This window comes from Xenorhabdus lircayensis (genome assembly GCF_016306625.1).
Taxonomy (GTDB): domain Bacteria; phylum Pseudomonadota; class Gammaproteobacteria; order Enterobacterales; family Enterobacteriaceae; genus Xenorhabdus; species Xenorhabdus lircayensis.
The window spans coordinates 166,108-191,691 of sequence record NZ_JACOII010000044.1 but is presented as its reverse complement, the minus strand read 5'-3'; the positions used below and the strand labels follow the sequence as shown (position 1 = coordinate 191,691).

The window sequence follows — 25,584 nt, the reverse complement described above, 5'->3', positions numbered from 1 at the left end:
GTCGGCGGAAATGCACGATAAAGTGATAGGAACTTTTATTGAACGTGAACATTATTTTCAACACCATGATCTAACCATTTAATACATGACCCCATTTCAGGGTTTTGACCTTTGGACAGCCTGGGAACTCTCATGGCTGAATGGGAAAGGGAAACCTGTAGTAGCAATCGGTGAGTTTATTATTCCGGCGACCAGCTCAGGATTGATTGAATCCAAATCATTCAAGCTTTATCTCAACAGTTTCAACCAGACTAAGTTTGAAACGACGGATGATGTGGTTCGCGCCATGAGAAAAGATCTCTCTCTGACAGCCGGTCAATCAGTGGACGTTAAACTCTATCCTCACCTTGAGGGATACTGCCATGAAATCAGCCCACTCTCCGGGCAGTCACTGGATGATCTGGATATAGAAATAGGCAGTTATGACTTCGATGCAGCCGTACTAGCCGATGCCACTTCAGCAGGCGATGAGGTTGTAGACGAAACCCTGCACTCAAATCTCTTAAAATCAAATTGCCTGGTCACAAACCAGCCAGACTGGGGAAGCGTTATTATCCGGTATGAGGGTGCAAAGATTGATCATGAGAAACTGCTGCGTTACCTCATATCATTCAGGACACACAACGAATTTCATGAACAATGTGTGGAACGTATTTATAGCGATATTATGCGTTACTGCCAGCCTGAGAAATTAACCGTATTTGCACGTTATACAAGACGTGGCGGTCTGGATATCAATCCTTTCAGGAGTAATTATGAAAATACTCCCCTGACAGGACGACTTATCCGCCAGTAAGAGAAAATATCAAGCAGGATGAGGAATCACCGCCTCATCCCTGTAGTGGAGGGGCATTTAGCCCCTCCTGCTTTTTCTCGTACTTACCCTATGACAGAGGTGGAACTAGGCAACAGAAGCGGCTGTTCGACCTTAGAAGGCTGAAAGCTTTGCAGCAGGTTCCCGTGGACACTACCGACATCAGGGAATGAGGCCATTGCTCCAATCAGATTATCCAGACGCGAACCTTCCGCCTCTGAGACAGTAGTGACGGCATGAGCCGCAATGGCTGGCTGGCTACTGGCCCAGGATAAATCCATCAGCACACTATTAGCCTCCTTAGTGTCCTTCTGTTTGCTAAAGCTCCTGACTAGGGGCTCCACATCAATCACCGACGAGTCCCCCTCCAGATTGATATGCAGATGCTGATGAGCCTTGGCCTGGCTACCAAATACCTGACGCACCACCAATGCCGTTCCGTTGCCGGAGTCGGTCAGCATCAGGTCATCATCGTGTCGGCTCACTAGGACGCTCTCCGGATTGGCTATCGGCAGAATCAAGCGATCCAAGGCTTGGTCTGGATCGTCATTATCAATGATCACCGTACGGTAGTGGGCCCACATCTCCTCACTGAGTCGATAGGTATCGTTATTGGCTCCACCATACAGCACCAGACTATCGACACCGTCAATGATCGGTAGCGTCAGATTGTCATCGGCCTTTCCCCCTTGAAGTAACAGAGATGAACTGATGCGCTCCACTCCGGTGAAACTATTGAGTATTTTTACTCTACCACCATTGATCTTGTACAGCGCCTGAGTCGTCTGGTTATACACATACGCCGTCTTTTTCTCTGCATTGGTCCCCACGAAACGCAGATTGTCCGAGACAGGAATTCCATTACCTAAAAATATCTGACCGCTGCCAACATCGAACCAACCTTGCATACTGTTACTCTGCAATGCCAGTACCCCTTTGGCCTGCCACTGACCAGCCAGTTCAGTGAGTGCCTGTGGCAGGCCGGTCACATTATTCTTCTGCCAGTCTTTGTCAACACCCACTAACCGCAATTCGCCATTATTAGCTCGCAACAGGATCTCGCCCTTGGCCGTGATCAGACGCATGCCGGCATCGACCTGTTGCACCTCCTTGAGATACAACCCGGGCGTCAACTCACTGGCTGCGGGAAGTTGCGCCGAAGCATTAAGCCCCTGATCAGTACCAAAGGCAGTGGCCAACGCATTCGCGGTCATGGCTGGCTGGCGATACAATTTGCCGCTTTCTGGCTCAAAGAGCCGCGCGGAGGTACCATCCGTTTCGAATCCCAAAAACTGTAGCGACTTGCCCTGCAATGCTGCCGAAGCCACTACTACCTGACCGTTGTGGTACCACACCGGCAGCAGGCTCTTGCCATCGGTGCCTTTGACCCCGAACACCGCCAGAGTAGCCCTGCCGTCGGTGACGCTGGCCAGATCCTGCCACCAGTGGGTACGTCCCTTGAGCCAATGCTCGTTGACCGCTTCGTAGCTAAACTGCCCTTGCGCATCAAGCCGGGCCACACGCCCATCCTCAGTGATGGCAAGCAAATTACCGTTCAGGTTAACCACGTTGGCCAGTGGTGGAGTACTAATGCGTAATGCTGTGGGATGATTGGCGTCGATAACTGTCTGACCTGAACCTTCCTGTCGGAACAGGATCTTCTGCGCCTTGCTGTAGAAGAAGAACACTTCCTTACCAGCGGGGCCGGAAATGCTGCCCGCTAACACGAGGTCGGCCGGGATCTGCCAGGCGCTGCGGAGCTGTTCGTGCGCTTCGAAGTGCAAGGCCTGATCCGCGGGTGGGGCCAGATTCGGTTTGATCAGCGTCCCATCGCTGGTACGTATCCAGTAGCGGTGCGCCACGCCAGCCGCATCCATGCCGAACACCGTGACCAGCGCCGCACTGGTCGGCTGGATCAGCCGTGCGCCCAACGTATACACCGGAGTCTCACGCTGGGCGCTACTGCTCTCGTAGCCCTTGAGTATGACCTTGAGCTCATCATCATGCTGGTCGGTACGTGCCGAAAGCTGGAGCAGCGCATCATCACCCACCGCACTGACCAACTCCATTCGGTCACCGAGGATCCGATAGCTCAACTCAGCTTTCCTTTCCTTCAGTTGATAACGGCGTGCCAGATAAACCGCATCTCCCTCTTGCCATAGCCGACTGATCTTGCCCGCATTGTCGCTGAACCATGGTTCAAACTGTGCGTCAACCTGTCCGGTGGCGATGTCTACCCGCCACGCCGCCGCGTTGTCGGCATCGTAGAAATAGGCATGGTCGCCCATCACTGCACCCAGTTGGGCGTGTTTGGCCTGTTCGTGGGTGGTGTCGGTGAATATCATCCGCTCCTTAGCCACGTCATAGAAAGCCCGACCAACATCATGTCCGTTGTGGCTATAGTTCTCCACCACCACATACTGCCCATGTAACTGATGCGCTTTGGACAGATCACTCAGATGCTGCTCGATTTGCTGACCGGGCACTTGCCACCTGCTCGCATCTTCGCTTACCACCTCAGTTGTCAGGTTAGAAAAATCGACTTCGCGCACCTCGTTCTTGCTGTTGACTACCAGCACCTGCCCGTTCTGGGACGGATCAAGTTCGACCACCACTCCACCCACTACCAGTCGGTTCTTCGAGACGCTGATGGTATCGCTGGCGAGCTGGCTGCTATCAATGATCCAGCGCGACAGTACATTGCCACTGCCGTCCGGATTGACGATGTCGCTCATGAGCTTCACGCTGGTGCCTTCGTTCAACCCGATCAAGTACTCACCACCTGCGCCCTTGATCTCGTAATGCAGGTAACCATGCAGTTCCATGGGTAGCTCAGGCACTATCAGTTTCCTGCTACTCTGGTCGAGCACCACGTCGATCGGTGTCACCACATACTCCTGATGAATCCTACGGATCGTAACCTCACCCGGAAAGATGTAGAAGTCGTAGTCGAAACGCTTACCTTTTTCGAGCTTGCGAATCACATCAAAACCGGCATCGTAGCGCGTAGTTGCGCCAGGGAGCTGCATATATTCGTACCTGATGAAGGATTTGGGTGTCCCCGGCAGGATCAGCACGTTGCTGTCGCTGTGATCGAGTTTATGGGTAACGTCCTTGTAACCGATTCCGCTTCGCACCTCGATTGCCTGACTGCGGTCATTGACCATCTTTGGAAAATCGCCAACCCAAAAGAAATAATTGATTTCCCCCGAGCCGGTAGAGCCCGAATGGGTGCGATAAATGTACTGACTGTCGAAGTCGATCTGATTATTGCGCAGATCCAAGGTCTTGATCACAGCCCCGGGCAAAGGCACCAACACCCCCTTCTCGCTGTCATACCGATAGCCATTGCCCTTGTAGGCCTTGTCGAGCATGTCGAAATAACGGCCCACCGCCTTGGCATCCTCGGCAACCGCACCAAAGGCTTGAGCCAGCGCCGTAAAGCCCACTGCGAGTCCGCCAAAGATCACTCCGGCTCCACCGAGTACAGCCGAGGCCGTCGAGGCACCGAGCAGTCCGGCACCTACCCCAGCAGCACTGGTAACTAAGCTGGCCGAATCGAACGCCAGCTGGGTTCCGAACACCGCCTTCTGTGTTTCCGTTTCGGCATGGGCCAATTCATAGGCGTCCAGCCCGACAAAGGCCACACCAAGAAGCGCGCCTATGCCTTCGTTGACGGTATGAGCCAAGGCTGAAGAATACTCCTTGAGCGAAGTTTCGGCGACCACTACTCCGCCACGCAACGCCGTGCGCACCAGTTCGGTAACTTTGACCACGTCATTCACGCCACCGTGCGCCATCTGAGCGTAATTAAGGTAACTGTGGATCTTGAGTGCGGTGGCCAGGTCTGGCGAAGAGATCCCATGTGCCGCATCGTTGCGGTTCTTATCGGCAAACCACTGGATCAGCGTCTGTACCGCAAACCCAGCGTTCAGCCCATCAACCGGAGATGCTTCGCCGACACCGCCCTTGGGCCGTATCTGGCCGCGTTCGAGGGTGAAGTGCTGGCCCAGGGTGCGCATATGTTCATCAACAAAGTGACGGAATTCAACAAAGGTGTCATCGTTACTGCTTATCCAACGAATCTCCTCGGGGTGATCGCGATTGATGAATTGAACGCGATAACGATCTTCCCCCTGCTCCTCAGTATTACCAATCACCGGCATCCAACGCTGGTCAAGCTTATGTTCCTGAGCAAGCGTTGTAATGGCTTTATCGAATTTTGCCCCCCACTGCTCAGCATCGAGGGTAGCCAAGGTGGTATGTAGCTGGGCATCCTCGGCAACCTTAACTTGGGCACTGACCGTTTGCTTGACCCACTGCCGTTGCTCTATGACAGTGGCCAGTTCGTCCGGGCGGGTCAAATCAGCGACATCCAAGCCATTGCCCACCGGTACCCTTGCCATCTTGCCGGGATCGATCTCCAGCAGATTGAAGACAGGAACCGACTCGTTTCCAAGCGAGCCGTAGCGAACAGCCATATTGCGCTTCACCAGGTGTTTATTCATAGCACGGGAGAAGCTGGCTGAATCGTCGAATGCAAAAATCCCAACGTTGGGATCATAGAAATAGTAACGACGCCCTTTATCCCCGACAGTAGATCCCACCATCATCGAGTGATTCCGGGTATTGAGAGCGAACATCGAGGTTCCGGTTACTCCCTTCAGCAAAGAAACGACCTCAGGTAATGTAACCTGTCCTCGCACCGTTGACGCCTGCACGGCCTCAACATTGGAGTGCAGTCTTACCAGGCTCTTTTTTAGCAGTGTGGAACTGCCTGCCTGAGGGGAAGCAGCGGCCAAGAAAAGTTTTTCCACCAGACTGTTGACACCCGCTTCGCCACTGTTGGACAGAGCCACCGCCATGGCTCTGACCAAAGGATAGCAACGGCCGCCGGATACGTCTTCGACCAACGACAGATAAAAATCTTGTGGCACCAGACGACTGAAGCTGCTACCGGCACGCTGAAAATCTTCGCTGAATACCGCGGTCTGTTTCAGTACATTGTCGATGTACTCGGCCCGGCTGGCTTCAGTGATACGGCCGCTCAATGCCCCCCGCTGCTTAGGGGTTAGCGGGCTGTCAAAAAACAGGCCTTTCATCTCTAGGGCCGACATCCTATCGTTAAAACCTGGGATGCTGATATCCTGAAAGTTGCTCAAGCCATCAGTAAACTCAGTATTCGCTTCCCTTCTCTGATAAGTTTCGGCGATAGCATAACGCTCGCCCAAGCTACGGTCGTATTCCTGACCGCCACCCTGAATAGATGTATCATTAATCCGCAACACTGCATCGATACCGTCCCTGGACTTGATCTGCTGCCATAACCAGCTTTGTTCGACGGAGAACACTTCACGCAAGACTGAATCGTATTGCGCCTTGTAGAACTCCAGCGTGATATTGAGTTGCTTTATCTGTTGGTCAATCAAGGCAAGCTGAGAACTTTCTCTGGTGCGGCTTCGGATATTATAGAGTTCGCTTCGTTTGTCTGCTAACTGCTGAGTGTCTGCTGTAATTTTGGATTGAACTTTATTACGCAGCTCAATCCACGCAGCAATAGCCGGATGATGAGGAGAAAACTCTCCCTCTTCGTATACACCCTCAGAGACCCCTTCGATTGGTACTCCGAACTGGGCAGCAATCTTTTTCAGTTGTTGATGAATCCTCTCACGGTAATCAGCGAATTGGATCTGGTTACGCTCAGTCACTTGACTGTTAGCGACCTGAATCGCTATTGGTTCCTCGCCGCTGCGCAACTTCGGCCAAAGCATCTGACCGTCTCGCTGATACTCCTGACGCTGGAACACCAGTTGCCATTCATCATTAACATATTGCATGTACGCCGCAGCAAGACCTTCAGCGGTACCTGCCACTTGATAATCCTTATAGTCCACTGCCATGACCACGTTGTCGTACAGCAGCGAACTGTTGACTCGACCGTCGTGGTAGACCCGGTAAGTATTAGCATCAAGGTTGGTCACCACAACCGAACATCCTGACAACGTCCCAGTGAACAGAAAACTTCCCGGAGCCGCATGTTTAGGAATATCCACATAAGCTGGCAACGCATTAGCCTGGTTTGAACCGTTGTAGCCGAGGAAATACGCTGGCACGCTGTTAGCGCCAGCCACAGCGATATCATTCGTGCTTCGATCAGTGTATTCGACCTCGTATAAGCTTGTCTTAACCTTCACCAACTGGGCGTGCCCCTCTGCCGGGAGTCGCCCCGATCTAACCAATGTTTCTACACTGATGGTGTTGGATTCAGCGAACGATACTGGATCGATGGCAAGCTGCTGGATATCGGCGCTGCCTTGGCGGGGTTCGGCTCCGCCACCCATGGGCACTAGCCCACCCTTGAGATCGCGATCCCGTACCGCCTGCGCCAGCAGTGCCGGGTTGTGTATATCGTACCCGCGCTTCTGCAAGGTTCTCGACAGGGTCTTCTCGATCGGAGTATCGGTGAGCAAGGACTCTGTGCCTGCCGCCGCGATCAGTCGTGCTCGGGACTGACCATGGCTGCTCGATTCACCTTCAACCGTTTCAGAATAGGCAATACCTTTACCTACGCGATACATACCAGTCGGAGTATGTTCGATGAAGGCCGTGGCCGGTAGCAGTTCACTGAGCTTACTGCCGATAGCATGGGCATGTTCGACCCCTGCGCTGGAAAGGTAGATCACGGCTTGGTCGGTACGTTGGCCCAGATTTTTTGGGCCCATGATTTTAGCCTGCTCCAGCCAGCCACGATTGTCATCATTGAACAATTGGGTCAACGCCTTGGCAAGCGCTCTGAAATATGTCTTGTCAACGTTGATAGTTAGCCTCGCACCAACTTTGGCCCGGGTACTATGACGTTGATCGAAATCCTTGGGAAGCACCCGGAAGGCATCGGCATTGCCCAGGACGGCATCGGTTTGAGAAGACAAAGCTGTCTTCTCGCTGCCTTGTACCAAGATATCGACCGTCGTGGTATGCGCCGACAGCGATTTGATATCATTGACAAATGACTGTTGTTCACCTTCATTGAGGCCGCTGACACCAACCGGCCTGTCATTGCTGTAGCGTATATAAGCGTCCTTCTCTAGCGTCTTCCCCAACATTTTCTGCTTGTTGATCAGCTCAGGGGTCCACTTGTGACCACTTTCACTAAATCCTTGCTTGATATCCTGGATCAATGCCTTGATACCCGGTTTGTGCCGAATTTCTTTAAGAGTCGCCTGCGCAGACACAAGCAGAGATTGGTAGCTATTATTGGGCATGATAATTCTCCTTAAAAGATCCTACTGTCCTATTGATAGTTTCTACAGTGATAGTCTTTACGGTGATGGCTTTTACGGGTTACAACACGTTAAATATGGTCATGACAATTTCATCAGCTCGTCTGAGCCCACAGAACTCAATCCTTCATCTGCAAGGCCCACAGCCGGGCTAGAGCCCGTCTAAGGCGAGCAATTGTTCGTGGCTGCCTTGCTCAACCATCTTGGCGCGAAATGAGGCACGGACAAAAGCGGAGAGAAGATGCTTCCAACGGTGCAAGAAACCCGCCTCGGTAGCACTGGTCTTGATAGTTTCAATCCCGGTAACTGACTCGATCAGGAAGGCTGTGTTGTCAGCCCTCAACTCATACTCCCGCAGCACCCGAGCACGCAGCACAGGCCCAACCACCATCCAGAATAGGAAATAGAGCACAAGGGAGACGAGTACCAGCCATGTTAGCTTGGGTGCGTAGGAGAACATCACGGCCACAAACAGGCCTACAAAGGCCAAATCCAGTACCATGGTCAGCGCCGAACCAGTAAGAAACTGTTGTATCTGGCCCATTTCGCGCACCCGAGTGATGATAGAACCTACCTGCCGGTGTTTAAAGTAAAGCAGGGGCAGACCGAGCAGGTACCGGAATAGTTTAACCCCCAAGGTAATATCAATGCGGTTGGCGGTATGAGCAAACAGGTATTCGCGTAGCCCCCTGAGTACTACCTCGAACATCCCCACGACGACTAGCGCTATCACCAGCACATCTAAGGTGGATAACGCTCTGTGTACCAGCACCTTATCCATCACCACTTGGAAAAACAAGGGGGTGACAAGGGCGAGCAATTGCAGCATCAGGGAGAAAACCAGTACCTCGCCGATAAGATGGCGATGGTGGACAAAGGCGGGAATAAACCAGGAAATATCGAACCGGTGGGAAGCCCCCCGCAACTGGATCACCTCCCCGTTCCATCTGGCTTCAAGCTCGTCGATGGGGAGTATTTCAGGCGAAGCGGCATAAGGAGACTGGATCAAAGCCTGATTGGAAGAAAGGCGTACCAACACAACAAACTTCCCCTGCTTGTCTCGAAAGGCCAAAGGTAGTTGTTTAGGCGTTAGTTTATGGAATTTTAAACGGCACAATGCCATATCGACATCATGTGCTTTGCCGTATTCTTTTATTGCAGATTTCAGCTTGCTATGGGAGGACAAAGAAGGAGTCTTCTGAACCTCATCTTTAACTAATTGCAATAATAATCGGCAACAATCAAGGGCAGATGACAACGCATCAGCAAATATATTGTCCCTGTCAATCGTAACACCCATCACGTGATTCCATTCTCATGTTGTTGGAAAAAAAACATATTAATAAAATAGTAATAACCCATATTAAGATCAGAAGATTTAAGTCAAAAATATCTCTCACAAGGAGGTAATTTCTCGGCAAGATAATCCAAAGACATCAATCGATATTAATAATTATTATCAAAATAATAACTAATATCAATTATTATTTATAAAAAATAATTCCTTTTTAAATCAATTAATTGATTTATTGTAATGATGTTTGTTATCGGATTGTTTTTTGTTTTCGTTTATTTTATGTATTTAGATATGGTGTAATAAATGAACAGCAGCGGCTACGTTGCCAGATGAATTCACCTGACGACAATTGGGCGAAGCGATACCGCGTTGGGGGCATTTTATCGGCGCTCATCTTCTCGTGTAGGAAAAGCAAAAACCGTGGCGGCTACCGCCAGAAAACTGGCCATCCTCTTTTATCATGCGCTGAAATATGGTCAGCAATATACCGACCCGGGGGGCAGATTATTATGAAGAACGTTATAAAAACAGGGTTCTTAATGGCTTACGCCGTCAGGCAAAATACTTTGGCTATTCACTTCAGGAAGCGTCAGGTATATAACCTGAAGGGGAGTTTCTCAGGAAGGCCACTGCACTCTTGATGTCAGACTCCCTGAACAATTCTCGTTAGTTGAAAAACACAGAGTGCAATATCCTGTGGCGCTATTATCACCTGCCTATTATTTTAATAACCAGTTATAATAAAATAAATTCATCAGGTATATCGATAATCAGTGCCCGTGACACACTCGCATACGGTTTCGAATGGATAACCCTTTATGATGCTGTCGCACCGTTTACTCTCCGTGCAACTGCTTTCTTTATTTTTGATAACAAGAGATAAATTTTGTTATAAAACCACCTAAAGTAATAATGAATGGAAGTTTCCATTATGAAAAAGTTTACTCTATAATTTAATGAAAAATACAACATTAAACCCTATTTACTTTACCCTTACCCGAAAGTTTTTAGATGTCCCACTTCGAATAATTTGGAGAGCTAGATATTTAGAAAAAAGGATGAAAGAATTATTTTATTAGATTTATAGTCATCAAGCATTACAATAAAAACCCTAGACGTTTGACCCTGAAATTTGGTGAGTTGGGTTCATATTAAACCTTCTGCTTCAATAACCTATTATTACCAAATTATATTAAACTACGATTAAACCTCCAAATTCCTTTCCTTTAACTCCTTAAAAACAAATCACTTCAAACACGCCTTCCACAACAAAAAAATCCCACAATTTAATAATTACACCGTGACACGACAATGTTTTGTAAGTTCACAACCGTAAAATAAAAACGGCAACAAACCATTTATTGCACAAGAAAATTAATTTTCTCAACTAAAAATTACGGCTGTGTTTTTATAAAGAATATAAACTATTTCCCTTGGCATTCAATGATAATTAAAAAACAAACCCATATTAAATAAAAAATAATATAGACTTTAACCCAAATGGCAATCAATACTATAGAAAAATTAACGGTAGCTATGAAACAACGAGTAACAAAAAATGATTACTATTAAGATGATAAAAATCTAGGTAAATAGTATAGAGAGTAGGATTGCATACCTAAACATATGAAGAAAATCACATCAGCGATGGGGTTTTATAGCCTTTGAGCCTGATAAATATTAACTATTTTTGTAAAAAGGAGAATGCTGAAAGGTTGCGAGAACAGCTGTAATGATGCAACGATAGATAGTGCCGAAACTCATTAAATAAAAAATAACTTTAGCTTGGAATTCATAAAAGAGTTAGGTATGAAATACTGAATCATATTAATACTATACCCAATAGATTTCGAGTTACCGCTTGAAAAATGAAAGGTATAAAACATTAACAGCTTAAAGTTAATTACAAAATCGCAATCTATTCGTTTGTGTCACGGATTACAAGTAACTTGTGAACGGAATGCATTCATATAATTGATTATGAGAATACCTGAAAGTTCGTTGAGTTCGAACTTATATCATCTTCACCCTGCTCAAGAGGATGTTTTTTACGAGCAAGCACTCCATGAAAATAGTCCACTCCATAACCTGGGTTGGTATACCTTGGTAGAATACGAGGTTGATATAGCCATTTTTCAACAAGCATGGAATTTACTACATCAACATATAGATACATTACAGTTACGTATATCAATTAACTCGGATAATGAAGCCATACAATATATTCCAGAGCAAAATGAGCCAGAGTTAATTATATTTCATGATATTGCAATACAATCTGAACCAGAAAAAGAAGCAAAGCGTTGGATGCAGCAACAAATAGATACACCTATCAATTATTTAAGGGAAAGTCTATATCTGTCCTCATTGATTCGTTTAGCACCTGAAAAATATTATTTCTTCACTAAATTCCATCATATTATGAATGATGGAGTCGGAATATATCGCTTGCATGTATATATACATAAATTATACGAATGCATTAAAAGTGGAACATCTACAGCTTGGTTATCAGAGATTCCACAATATTTAGAGACAATAAACAAAGCAAGAAAATATCTAAATTCATCCCATTACGAAAAAGACAAAAACTACTGGTATGATTTTTTAAAAGACAATGAAATACACCAATTAACTCCTTGCTATAAAAACAATGGCACGAGTAATTGCACACTAATATTACCTCTTTCACTTAAAAAAGATTTGCGGATTTTTTGTAAAGAGAATAATGCTGACATGCTTTCTGTTTTTTCAAGTCTAGTCAGCATCATGATGAAAGCGCTTACAGGGCAACAAGAATTAGCTTTTAGCACCATCACACACGGAAGAAAAACAAAATTAGATAAATATGTCGTTGGAATGCATGCCAATATATATCCAGTACATTGTCATGTATCTAACACGGCAAGCGTGATTGAACAGATTAAACTAACGGAGTTGGCGCTAAAAAACAGTTATCGCCATTGTAAATTCCCACATTCTCATCTTATTCGAATCGCTAATAACTATGGATTCTCCTTACCCAATATTTTTATTTTCTACGAACGATTTACAGAGTCAGCATCTGAAGTGGACAAAAATCAGCATTATCATATAGACGGTAATGCTAATATTTATCCTATTGTTTTTAGATTGAAAGACTATGGGTATGATCAGGAACTAAAAATAACGATAGATTATTTGCAGGAGTATTTTAGTGACCAGGATGTTAAAAATATACTTGAACGGCTGAGAAACTTATTTACTGCCTTGGTTAACCATCCTTCTGCATTAGTCAGTGAATTACCTGTTTTATTAGAACAGGAACGTTCTACCTTGCTGCACAGTTGGAACCTGAGCGATGCGCAGTATCCACATGACCGAACCCTACAACAGCAGTTCGAGGCTCAAGTTGCTGTCACGCCGGATAATGTGGCTTTAGTGTTTGAGGGAGAAACGCTAACTTACCGTCAGTTAAACGAGCGGGCGAACCAAATGGCCTTTGTGATCCGCGAACGCTATCAGCAGCAGCACAATAAACCAATGCCGACAGACACACTGGTCGCCCTGTACTTGGATCGCAGTCTGGGGATAGTGGTCAGTATTCTGGCAGTGCTGAAAGCGGGCGGTGCTTATGTGCCGATTTCACCAGAGTATCCGCCAGAGCGGATCCGTTTTATTTTAGAAGACACTCAGTCTCCATGCGTGGTAACCCAGCAACAGCACTTAACAACACTGAGAGAATGTACACAAACGCTGGTTGAAAAACCAACACTGATAGCCACGGATGATCGAGCCGTAACCGAAGGCTATCCCACAGAAAATCCAGTGTCGGTGAGTAGAGCCGAGGATCTGGCTTACGTCATCTATACCTCAGGGACAACCGGACAGCCGAAAGGCGTGTTACAAACTCATCATAATGTTTTGCGTTTATTTGCCACCACCCAAGGGGATTATCAATTTAACCAAAATGATACTTGGGTGCTTTACCATGCTTACACGTTTGACTTTAGTGTCTGGGAATTATGGGGAGCGTTAATCTATGGTGGGCGTTTAATTATTCCAACCGTAGAGTGCACGAAGGATTTTGTCAGATTTAGCCACTTGTGTTCTCAGCAAAAAGTCACCGTTCTAAATCAGACACCTGGTGCATTTTATGCCTTTATTGATGCGTCATTGAATATTGGTGCTAAATTTCCACATCTCCGCTATGTGATCTTTGGAGGAGATAAATTAAATCCAGTTCAATTGAAGCCCTGGTGGAATCGGCATGGGGATCAATCACCCGCCCTCATCAATATGTATGGGATAACAGAAACAACTGTACATGTTACCTATAAGAAATTAGCACAAGATGATGCGGTAACGGCATCCTGCATTGGGCGGCCATTAAATGACATGTATGCCTATGTTTTGAATCATTCAGGTCAGCTTGTACCTATTGGTGCCCCGGGGGAGCTTTATATTGGGGGAGCGGGGCTGGCGCGAGGGTATTTGAACCGGCCAGAACTGACCGCAGAGCGTTTTGTAGAGAATCTGTTTGCTACGGATGAAGATAAAGCCTTGGGCTACACCCGTCTGTATAAAACCGGAGACTTGGTACGCTGGCAACCAGACGGCACTCTGGAATATCTGGGACGCAATGATTTTCAGATCAAAATCCGCGGCTACCGCATTGAGCTGGGCGAAATCGAAACAGCTCTGGCTACGCACCCGCAGGTCAAGCAGGCAGTGGTGATTGATCGCAATCATGAGGGCAATAAGGCACTGGTGGCTTATCTGGTCACGAATGGCGCACTATCCGATGAGACCGTGATTGAACACTTGTCCACCCGCCTACCGGAATACATGATACCCGCCAGCTTTACCCGCATTGAGTCAATTCCCCTGACCCTCAATGGCAAGCTGGATCGCCGTGCCCTGCCGGCACCAGTATGGGTGAACCGGAACCATTATGTACCACCGCGCAATGAACTGGAAACACAGCTTTGTGCGATCTGGCAAGACGTACTCGGGCTGGTACGAGTCGGCATTGAAGATAACTTCTTCCGCATCGGTGGGGACTCTCTCATGGCCGTTAAGCTGACGGCCGCCATTCGCCGTGTCTTAGCAGCAGAGGTGTCACTGGTTCAGATCTTTGAACTGAAAACCATTGCCGAATTAGCCACACACATGGGGCAGCCGATCTGCACTGTTATCCCTCACCTCGAACTAACACGCTACCCCTTGTCATTTGCTCAGGAGCGGATGCTATTTATCGAACAGTTTGAGCAAGGCTCCCATGCTTATCATATCCCGTATCTGATGAAGTTAGATGACGGAGCCAATTTGCCTTTACTGGAAACGGCTATTCACCAAGTGGTTGATCGCCATCCCGTGATGAAAACGGTGTATCATAATGCCAATGAAGGTCACTACCAGCAATTAATTGATAACCATATTGTTCTCCGTTCACAGGCTTGCGAAAGTGTTAACGCACTTTTGCAAATGGTGCGTACTGAGCTGGCCACCCCGTTCAATCTAACAACCGAACCGGGTCTGCGCCTTTGTCACTATCAATTAACAAAAACGCAGTTAACAAAGACACAGCTAACAAAGTCGCAATTAACAGAAACGCATTACTTGCTGATCATGTGGCACCATATCGCCATCGATGGCTGGTCGATTGATATTTTTATGGCCGAACTGGCAGAGATTTATCACTCGTTGCTAGAAGGCCGCGATAGCCAACTGCCCGTCTTGGATATTACCTATGGTGATTATGCCAGATGGCAACGGGAATATTTGCAAGGCGAAGTCCATGAACGCCAGCTGGCATATTGGCAGCAAACATTGGCGGGTTATGAGCCATTGGCCCTGCCAACGGACAGACCTCGTTCGACACAAGTGGATTATCGGGGACGGGACTTCGGTTTTACGCTGAAGGATGAACTTTCTGAACAGTTAAGGACGCTGGCAAAAACTCAGGAAACTACCCTGTATGCTGTTCTGCTCAGTGGTTTTTATGTCGCGCTGGCAAAACTCTCGGGACAAAGCGACATCGTGCTGGGCACCCCCACTGACAACCGACACCATGCTCAAACCCAGCCATTGATTGGTATGTTCGTCAACTCACTGGTTTTGCGGGCACAGATTGAACAAGCTGGCAGCGTGGAGACACTGATCCGGCAGACTCATGAGATGATTGCCCTAGCTAAGGCACATCAGGATATACCATTTGAGCAGTTGGTTGACGTGCTGGAGATTGAGCGGGATGCTTCCCGCCACCCGATTTTCCAAGTCATGTTTGGGCTACAGAGTTTTGGTGAAAGCCTGCCAAACGCGGCTGATCTGCCGTTTAGCCAAGTAAAACTGGACGATCCCCTCTACAGTCCCGCCAAGTTTGACCTGAGCCTGTTTATGTCCGATGACCACGCCAGTCTCACCGGCAGCATCAATTACGCGGTCAGTCTGTTTAATGAGGCCACCATAGTCCGTATAGCCGATATCTATCAGCAGGTACTGACCGCTTTTGTGACAGACCAAAAACAATCCGTGGCTGGGATTGATGTATTGTCCGTACAGGAGCGCCACACCCTACTGCACATCTGGAATCAAACCGATGCGCCGTACCCGCAGGATCGGACTCTCCAGCAACAGTTCGAAGCTCAGGTGGAAGCAACACCGGATAACGTAGCCCTGATATTTGAAGAGGAAAGGCTGACTTACCGTCAGGTTAACGAACGGGCTAACCAACTGGCTGTGGTGATCCGCGAATGCTATCAGCAACAACGCCATGAACCGATGCCGGCAGATACACCCATTGCCCTGTATCTGGATCGCAGTCTGGAGATGGTGATCAGTATTCTGGCAGTGCTGAAAGCGGGTGGTGCCTATGTGCCGATGTCCCCGGAATACCCGCCGGAGCGAGTCCGATTTATTCTGGCAGACACCCAAACCCCGTGTGTCGTGAGCCAGCAGCAGTATCTGACAGTATTGGGGGCTTGTACGCACGAGCTGTCTGATCAGCCAACCCTGCTAGCCGCAGATGATCCAGCGGTGACCACAGGTCGGTCAATGGAAAATCCGACGCCAGTCAATGGATCCGCAGATCTGGCCTACATCATCTATACCTCAGGGACAACCGGTCAGCCTAAAGGGGTTTCACTGACACATAAAAGCGTCATGAACCGCCTGTACTGGATGCACTCCCAATATCCATTCTGTGCAACAGATAAAGTGCTGCAAAAAACCCCGTATACCTTTGACGTCTCCGTATGGGAACTACTGCTGGCGAACTGGGTCGGGGCCAGTATCGTGATTGCCCCGCCTGAGATCCATAAACAGCCAGAAGCGCTGCATCAACTTATACTGAAAACCGGCGTGACGCTGCTTCACTTTATCCCGTCCATGCTAGGGGCATTTTGTCAGACGCTACAGGCAACTCAGCAGCAATTATCGGACAAAGTTCGCTCTGTCTTTTGTAGCGGGGAAGCACTGACTTCTTCTCAGGTCAGTGCATTTGCAAGCATTAATCTGAGCTCCAGCGCCTTAATTAACCTCTATGGGCCGACAGAAGCCGCCATTGAAGTCGCGTATTTTGATACTGCCCACGAATTTAGCGGCAATGTTCCCATTGGTCGGGCAATTAATAACACTCGTCTGTATGTCCGTGATAGCCACGGCAACCTGTCCCCTATCGGTGCGCCGGGGGAACTCTATATCGGCGGTGTCGGATTGGCACGGGGGTATTGGAACCGGCCAGAGCTGACGACTGAAAGTTTTGTGGTGAACCCATTCGCGACAGCAGAAGATATAGCCCTGGGCTACACCCGCCTGTATAAAACCGGCGACTTAGTCCGCAGGCGGCCGGACGGCAATCTGGAATATCTGGGGCGCAATGATTTCCAAGTCAAAATCCGCGGCTACCGCATTGAACTGGGAGAAATCGAAACGGCCCTAGCCTCGCATCAACAAGTCAAACAGGCAGTGGTGATTGATCGGGAGCACGAGGGCAATAAAGCGCTGGTAGCTTATTTGATCACAGAGGGAACATTGTCGGATGAAACCTTAATTGGACACTTGTCCGCCCGCTTGCCGGAATACATGATACCCGCCAGCTTTACCCGAATTGAGTCAGTGCCCCTGACCCTCAATGGCAAGCTGGATCGCCAAGCCCTGCCAGCACCGGTGTGGATCAACCGTGACCAGTATGTCGCCCCACGCAATCCACTGGAAACACAGCTTTGTGCTATCTGGCAGGACGTGTTGGGGCTCACCCGAGTTGGTATTGAGGATAACTTCTTCCGGATCGGTGGCAATTCCCTTATGGCGATTAAGCTGACAGCCGCCATTCGTTATGCTCTGGCGATAGAAGTCTCACTGCTACAGGTGTTTGAGCTGAAAACCATCGCCGGACTAACCGCACAAATGGGGCAACAGGCCTGCACAGTGATCCCTCACGTCGAGCTAGATCATTACCCTCTGTCATTTGTCCAAGAACGGATGCTGTTTATCGAGCAGTTTGAGCAAGGAACCCATGTATACCATGTCCCTTATTTGGTACAGCTGAATGACGGAGACTGCCTGCCACTGCTGGAAACCGCGATTAACCAAGTGGTTGAGCGCCATCCTGTGATCAAGACGGTGTATCGCAGTGACGAGGAAGGTCATTACCAACAAGTGCTTGAAGACCGACTTGTTTTTCGCTCACAGTCTTGTGAATGTATAAACGGCGAAAGCATGAACGCACTTTTACAAACGGTGCGCACTGAACTGGTCACTCCATTCGATTTGTCAGCCGAGCCAAGCCTGCGTTTGCGCCACTATCGGTTAACAAAAACACAAGCCGCAGAAAAGCATTATTTATTGCTCATGTGGCACCACATTGCCATCGATGCCTGGTCAATTGATATTTTTATGGATGAACTGGCAGAAATTTACCGTTCCCTGCTGGAAGAGCGTGAGAGCCAACTTCCGGCTCTGGATATCATTTATGGGGATTATGCCAAATGGCAGCGTGAATATTTGCAGGGCGAAGTCCGTGAACGTCAATTGACGTATTGGCAGCAAACCTTAGTCGATTATGAGTTACTGTCCCTGCCAACAGATAGGCCCCGCCCAGCACAGGTGGATTATCAGGGACGGAATTTTAGTTTTGTGTTGGAGAGTCAGCTTTCCGAGCAGTTAAAGGCGCTGGCAAAAACGCAGGGAACCACCCTGTATACGGTTCTGCTCAGTGGTTTTTATGTCACGCTGGCAAGGCTGTCCGGCCAGAACGATATTGTGTTGGGGACTCCCACCGACAACCGACATCATGCCCAAACCCAGCCATTGATTGGGATGTTCGTCAACTCGCTGGTCTTGCGGGCACAGCTTAAGCAGGCTAGCAGTGTAGAAAACCTGATTCAGCAAATACATAATGTGATTACTCAGGCCAAAGCGCATCAGGACATGCCATTTGAGCAGTTAGTTGACGCACTGGCGATTGAGCGCGATACCACCCGCCACCCTATTTTCCAGATCATGTTTGGATTACTGAATGTTGGCGAAAGCTTGCCAAATCGAGCTGGACTGCCGTTTAGCTCAGTGCAATTGGAAGAGTCTCTACACAGTCCCGCCAAGTTTGACCTGAGCCTGTTTATTTCAGAAGGTCAGGCCAATCTTGCCGGCGCCATCAATTATGCAGTGAGCCTGTTTGACGAGGCCACCATAGCGCGTATAGCCGATATCTATCAGCGGGTACTGACGGCTTTCGTGGCGGATCAGAGGCAACCACTGGCCAGACTCGATGTCTTGTCCGCGCAGGAGAAAGACACCTTACTGCATACTTGGAACCAGACCGATACACCGTATCCACAGAACCAAACTCTCCAGCAGCAGTTTGAGGCGCAGGTGGAAACCACGCCGGATAACGTGGCACTGGTGTTTGAGGCAGAAACGCTGACTTACCGTCAGTTAAACGAACGGGCTAACCAACTGGCTGTTGTGCTCCGCGAATGCTATCAACAGCAACACAATAAGCCGATGCCGGCAGACACGCCAATCGCCCTGTATCTGGATCGCAGCCTGGAAATGGTGATCAGTATACTGGCAGTGCTGAAAGCGGGGGGAGCTTATGTGCCGGTGTCGCCAGAATACCCGCCGGAGCGAACGCGATTTATTCTGGCAGACACGCGGGCTCCTTTCATCATTACCCAACAGCGCCATCTGAAAACACTGGGAGAATATACTCAAGCGCTGGCAACTCAACCGGCTCTGATCGCTGCGGATGACCGAACAGTGACCCACGGCCGGTCGGTGGAAAATCTGCTTCCGACGAATGGTGCCTCTGATCTGGCCTATATCATCTATACCTCGGGAACCACTGGGCAGCCGAAAGGTGTAATGATTGAGCACACCAGTGTCATGAATTTAAGCCAGTTTATTGCCAGAACGCATTTACTGGGTCCGCAGGTCAACGCCTTGTTCTTCTCCAATTACGTCTTTGATGCGTCAGTTTTTGAGTTATTCCCGGCCCTGATGACAGGTACAAAGATTTTTATCGCATCATCAGCCATGACGGGGAACAGTGAACAACTGCTGTCTTTTATCAATGCTCACCAAATTACCAAGGCGTTTATTCCCACCACCTTAATAAATCATTTTTCTGCTGAATTCTTCCGCTCCACATTGCAGGTCATCCATACCGGTGGAGAAGCCCTGAATATGCTGTCTGTACCGACGGGTATCCGGCTGTTTAACCAATATGGCCCCACCGAAATCACAGTATGTGCCACCCAAAACTTATTGCAGGGCGGGGACACAGGGATCGGTAAGGGCATTGATAACACCCGACTATATGTCATTGATGATCAGGGTAATTTATCCCCTGTCGGCACGCCGGGAGAACTCTACATTGGCGGCGCCGGGCTGGCACGGGGATATTGGAATCGAACAGAGCTGACCGCAGAACGCTTTGTGGTGAATCCGTTTGCCACGGACGAAGATAAGGCCCGGAGCTATACCCGCCTGTATAAAACCGGCGATTTAGTGCGCTGGCGACCAGATGGCAATCTGGAATATCTGGGACGCAATGATTTTCAGGTCAAAATCCGCGGCTATCGCATTGAGCTGGGGGAAATCGAAAATGCTCTGGCGACCCACCCGCAGATCAAACAAGCAGTGGTGATTGATCACGAGCATGAAGGCAATAAAGCGCTGGCAGCTTACCTGATCATGAGTAAAGAGCTGTCTGAGGAGGCCCTGATCGGCTATTTGTCCGCCCGCTTGCCGGAATATATGGTGCCCACCAGCTTTATCCGAATTGACTCAATCCCCATGACCCTCAATGGCAAGCTGGATCGTCGCGCTTTACCGGCACCAGTGTGGATCAATCGTAACGGTTATGTCGCCCCGCGCAATGAACTGGAAACACAGCTTTGTGCGATCTGGCAGGACGTGCTGGGATTAGAGCAAGTCGGCATTGAAGATAACTTCTTCCGGATCGGTGGAAATTCCATTATGGCCATTAAGCTGGCGGCAGCCATTCGCCGTGCTCTGGCGGTGGAAATACCCTTGGTGCAGGTGTTTGGGCTGAAAACCATCGCCGGGCTGGCCGCGCATATGGGGCAGCAAGCCTGCACAGTGATCCCTCATATTAAGCTGGCACGTTACCCCTTATCGCTTGCCCAAGAACGAATGTTGTTTATCGAGCAATTTGAGCAGGGAAGCCATGCCTATCATGTTCCTTATCTCGTACAGCTGGACGACGGAGCCGATTTGTCTTTGCTGGAAACCGCAATTAACCGAGTCGTTGATCGTCATCCCGTGATGAAGACGGTTTACCGCAGCGATGAGGAAGGTCAAGCCTATCAACAAGTGCTCAAAGACCCGCTTATTTTCAGATCACAGTCTTACGAGTGTACGGGGAGTGAAAGTGTTAACGAATTTTTGCAAATGGTGCGTGTTGAGCTAGCGACTCCGTTCGATCTGACGACCGAACCCAGCCTGCGTCTGTGTCACTATCGGTTAACAAAAACACAAGCCGCAAAAAAGCATTACTTATTGATGATGTGGCACCACATTGCCATTGATGGTTGGTCGATTGATATTTTTATGGATGAACTGGCAGAGATTTACCGTTCCCTGCTGGAAGAGCGTGAGAGCCAGCTTCCGGCTCTGGATATCACTTATGGGGACTACGCCAATTGGCAGCGTAAATATTTGCAGGGCGAAGTGCGTGAACGCCAGTTAGCCTACTGGCAACAAACCTTGGCCGATTATGAGCCTTTATCTCTGCCAACAGACAGAAACCGACCAACGCAGGTGGATTATCGCGGGCAGGATTTCAATTTTGCACTGGGAAGCGAGCTTTCCGAGCAGCTGAGAACACTGGCAAAAACGCAGGAAACGACCCTGTATACCGTTCTGCTCAGTGGTTTTTATGTCACGCTGGCAAGACTGTCCGGACAGAACGATATGGTGTTGGGGACTCCTACCGATAACCGACACCATGCGCAAACCCAGCCATTGATTGGGATGTTCGTCAATTCACTGATCTTACGGGCACAGCTTGAGCAAACTGACAGCGTGGAAAGCCTGATTAGGCAGATACACGAGGTAATCACTCAGGCCAAAGCGCATCAGGACATGCCATTTGAGCAATTGATTGATGCATTGAACATTGAGCGTGACACTACCCGCCACCCGATTTTCCAAGTCATGTTTGGGCTACATAATTTTGGTGACGATCGAACCAACAGAGCCAGGCTGCCGTTTAGTCCGGTTAAACCGGACGAATCTCTCTACAGCCCCGCCAAGTTTGACCTGAGCCTGTTTATTTCAGAAGGTCAGGACACACTGGCTGGTGGCATCAATTACGCAATAAGCCTGTTTGACGAGGCCACGATAGCGCGTATGGCTGATATCTATCAGCGGGTACTGGCGGCTTTCGTCGCAGATCAGAAACAATCCATAGCCGATCTTGACGTCTTGTCCGCACAGGAGCGCTATACCCTGTTGCATACTTGGAACCAGACCGATACACCCTATCCACAGAACCAAACTCTCCAGCAGCAGTTTGAGGCACAGGTGGAAACCACACCAGATAACGCAGCGCTGGTGTTTAGGGGGGAAATCCTGACTTACCGTCAGCTCAATGAACGGGCGAACCAACTGGCGGTAGTGCTCCGCGAACATTATCAACAGCAGCACAATAAGCCGATGCCGGCAGACACGCCGATCGCCCTGTATCTGGATCGCAGTCTGGAGATGGTGATCAGTATGCTGGCAGTGCTGAAAGCCGGCGGAGCTTATGTGCCGGTGTCTCCAGATTACCCACCGGAGCGAACCCGATTTATTCTGGCAGATACCCAGACTCCGAGTGTCGTGACCCAACAGCGCCATCTGAAAACACTGGGAGAATATACTCAAGCGCTGGCAGCTCAACCGGCCCTGATCGCCGCAGATGACCGAGCAGTGACCGCCAGTCGGTCGGTGGAGAATCTTGTTCCAGTAAATGATCCCACTCATCTGGCCTATATCATCTACACCTCAGGAACTACCGGTCAACCCAAAGGCGTAATGGTTGAGCATACCAGCGTCACGAATTTGACCCAGTTTATCGCCAGAACGCATTTACTGAGTCCGCAGGTCAACGCCCTGTTCTTCTCCAATTACGTCTTTGATGCGTCAGTTTTTGAGTTATTCCCGGCCCTGATGACCAGTGCAACCACGTTTATCGCACCCACCAGCGTGACAACAGACAGTGAACAGCTACTGGCCTTTATCAATGCCAACCAGATTACCAAGGCGTTTATTCCCACTGCCTTAATGAATCATTTCTCCGCTGAATTATTCCGCTCCACATTGCAGGTCATTCACACTGGCGGGGAAGCCCTGAATGCACTGCCTGTCCCGACGGATATCCGGCTGTTTAACCAATATGGCCCCACCGAAATCACGGTATGCGCCACCCAGAACCGATTGTTGCAGGACGGAGAACGCGGGATCGGTAAAGGCATTGATAACACCCGCCTGTATGTCCTTGATGATCACGGCAACCTATCCCCGATCGGAGCACCGGGGGAACTCTATATTGGCGGCGCCGGGCTGGCACGGGGATATTTAAATCGTTCAGAACTGACCACAGAACGCTTTGTGATAAATCCGTTTGCCACGGACGAAGATAAGGCTCAAGGCTATACCCGCCTGTATAAAACCGGCGACTTAGTCCGCTGGCGGCCGGACGGCAATCTGGAATATCTGGGACGCAATGATTTTCAGGTCAAAATCCGCGGCTACCGTATTGAGCTGGGGGAAATCGAAAGCGCCCTGTCCGCACATCCTCAGGTCAAACAAGCGGTAGTGATTGATCACGAGCACAAGGGCCATAAAGCGCTGGCGGCTTATCTGGTCACGAACGAAACTTTATCGGATGAAGCCCTGTCGGATGACACCCTGATTGAACACCTATCCACCCGCCTGCCGGAATATATGGTGCCCGCCAGTTTTACCCGCATTGAGTCAGTGCCCCTGACCCTCAATGGCAAGCTGGATCGTCGCGCCCTGCCGACGCCGGTAAAAGTGAATCGGAACCATTATGTGGCTCCGCGCAATGAACTGGAAACTCAATTGTGTGCCATCTGGCAAGACGTACTGGGACTGGCGCAAATTGGCATTGAAGATAACTTCTTCCGGATCGGCGGGGATTCAATTGTCAGTATCCGGCTGGTGTCCAAACTTCGGCAGGCGGGCTTTACCCTGCAAGTCAAATCGATTTTTGAAGCCCCGACAGTGGCACGACTGGCGCAGCTATTGGCACAGGGAACCCCCACGGTAACAACCATTGCAGAACAAGGACGGCTAAGCGGGGAATTTGGCTTATTGCCTATCCAGCAGGACTTCTTCAGCCGGAATTTGTCATCTCCGCACCATTGGAATCAGGCATTTATGATCCTGCTATCCGGTGCAATCAGGCATGCCGATATCGAACAGGCTCTGATTAAGCTGACCGAACGGCACGATATGCTGCGTGCCTACTTTGTCGATACCGGAGCGGGTTACCGCCAATGTTATCAGGCAGAAGATCCCTCTTGGCTGGCCGCATTACAACACGGCGATGTCCGTGAGTTAAATGAGACAGAATTACATCAGCAACTGACACAGTGGCAGAGCAGGTTTGATTATTGTCATGGGCCTTTATGGCAGGCCGCTCATCTGACCGGATACGCTGACGGCAGCGCCCGATTATTCTTTGCATTTCACCACCTGATTATTGATGCAGTGTCCTGGCGAATTATTGCTGAAGATATGCGTTTATTGCTGCAAGGTGCAGTACTGCCGCCGAAGACAAGTAGCTATCGCCAGTGGGTCGCTGCCGTACACCAGTATGCAGCACAGCACCAACAAGAGGTGCCCTACTGGCAGCATGTGATGGCAGGGACAGCGGTTTATTCGGCCTCGGGTGAAATCAGTCAGCACCGGCTGGAGATTTCTGCCGAACTGACGGACATTTTGCTGCGTGAGGCTAATGCCGGTTACCACACCGAAATCAACGACTTATTACTCAGTGCCCTCACTCTGGCGTTGCAAGCGAGTTTTTCCCGATCAGTCAACCACATCGTCCTTGAGGGGCATGGACGGGAAAACATCGATAGCACCCTCGATATCTCAGAAACTGTGGGGTGGTTTACCTCCGTATATCCCGTTCGCCTGGAAATGCAGACCGATATTGCTGAGACGATTATTCACACCAAAGAGATGCTCAGGGCCGTGCCGAATAAAGGCATTGGTTACGGGTCATTGCACCAAGCCGGATACTTGGACGGTGACTTACCAACAATCAGCTTCAATTATTTCGGGCAGTTGGGGGGAGAAGGCGGACAGGTCAGTTATCAAGACGGGGCACTGACTCCTGACGATTGCGGAACAATGATAGCCAGCGATAACCGCAGCCCTCTGCTGATGGATATCAATGGCGCAGTTCAGGCAGGCAGGCTGCAATTCAGTGTGAGATCCCGTTTGCCACCGTCCCAGACAGAGGCATTTATCACCGCATTTGAGCAGGCACTCAATACCATCATCATGGCAAGCCAGGAACAGGCTCGGTTGGGCGGGGTGAAGACTCCCAGTGATTACGGGATTAAAGGCGTTTCAATCGAGCAGTTAAATCAGCTGACTCATCGTTTTGGTCATGTGAATAATGAAAATTCGCACCTCCATGTAGAAAAGAAAACCATTTTGGACGTGTAAAA

Annotated in this window: 4 protein-coding genes; 2 read left to right on the top strand and 2 right to left on the bottom strand. The window is 49.3% G+C overall.

The window, feature by feature from the left end; all coding sequences use genetic code 11:
* Positions 1-85: 85 nt before the first annotated feature.
* Positions 86-796 (top strand): NADPH-dependent 7-cyano-7-deazaguanine reductase QueF, encoded by a 711-nt coding sequence (gene queF / locus H8A87_RS13355; RefSeq protein ID WP_198690439.1) that lies wholly within the window; start codon positions 86-88, stop codon positions 794-796.
* Positions 797-879: 83 nt separating this feature from the next.
* Here the strand turns inward: queF and H8A87_RS13350 are convergent, their stop codons facing one another.
* Both H8A87_RS13350 and H8A87_RS13345 read right to left on the bottom strand, forming a co-directional pair.
* On the bottom strand, positions 880-8,076 hold the full coding sequence (locus tag H8A87_RS13350) for a TcdA/TcdB pore-forming domain-containing protein (RefSeq protein ID WP_198690438.1): 7,197 nt from the start codon (positions 8,074-8,076) through the stop codon (positions 880-882).
* Positions 8,077-8,245: 169 nt separating this feature from the next.
* On the bottom strand, positions 8,246-9,394 hold the full coding sequence (locus H8A87_RS13345; RefSeq protein WP_232370239.1) for an ABC transporter transmembrane domain-containing protein: 1,149 nt from the start codon (positions 9,392-9,394) through the stop codon (positions 8,246-8,248).
* A gap of 1,977 nt (positions 9,395-11,371) precedes the next feature.
* Between H8A87_RS13345 and H8A87_RS13340 the strand changes: the two genes are divergently transcribed.
* Positions 11,372-25,582 (top strand): non-ribosomal peptide synthetase, encoded by a 14,211-nt coding sequence (locus tag H8A87_RS13340; RefSeq protein ID WP_198690437.1) that lies wholly within the window; start codon positions 11,372-11,374, stop codon positions 25,580-25,582.
* Positions 25,583-25,584: the final 2 nt, after the last annotated feature.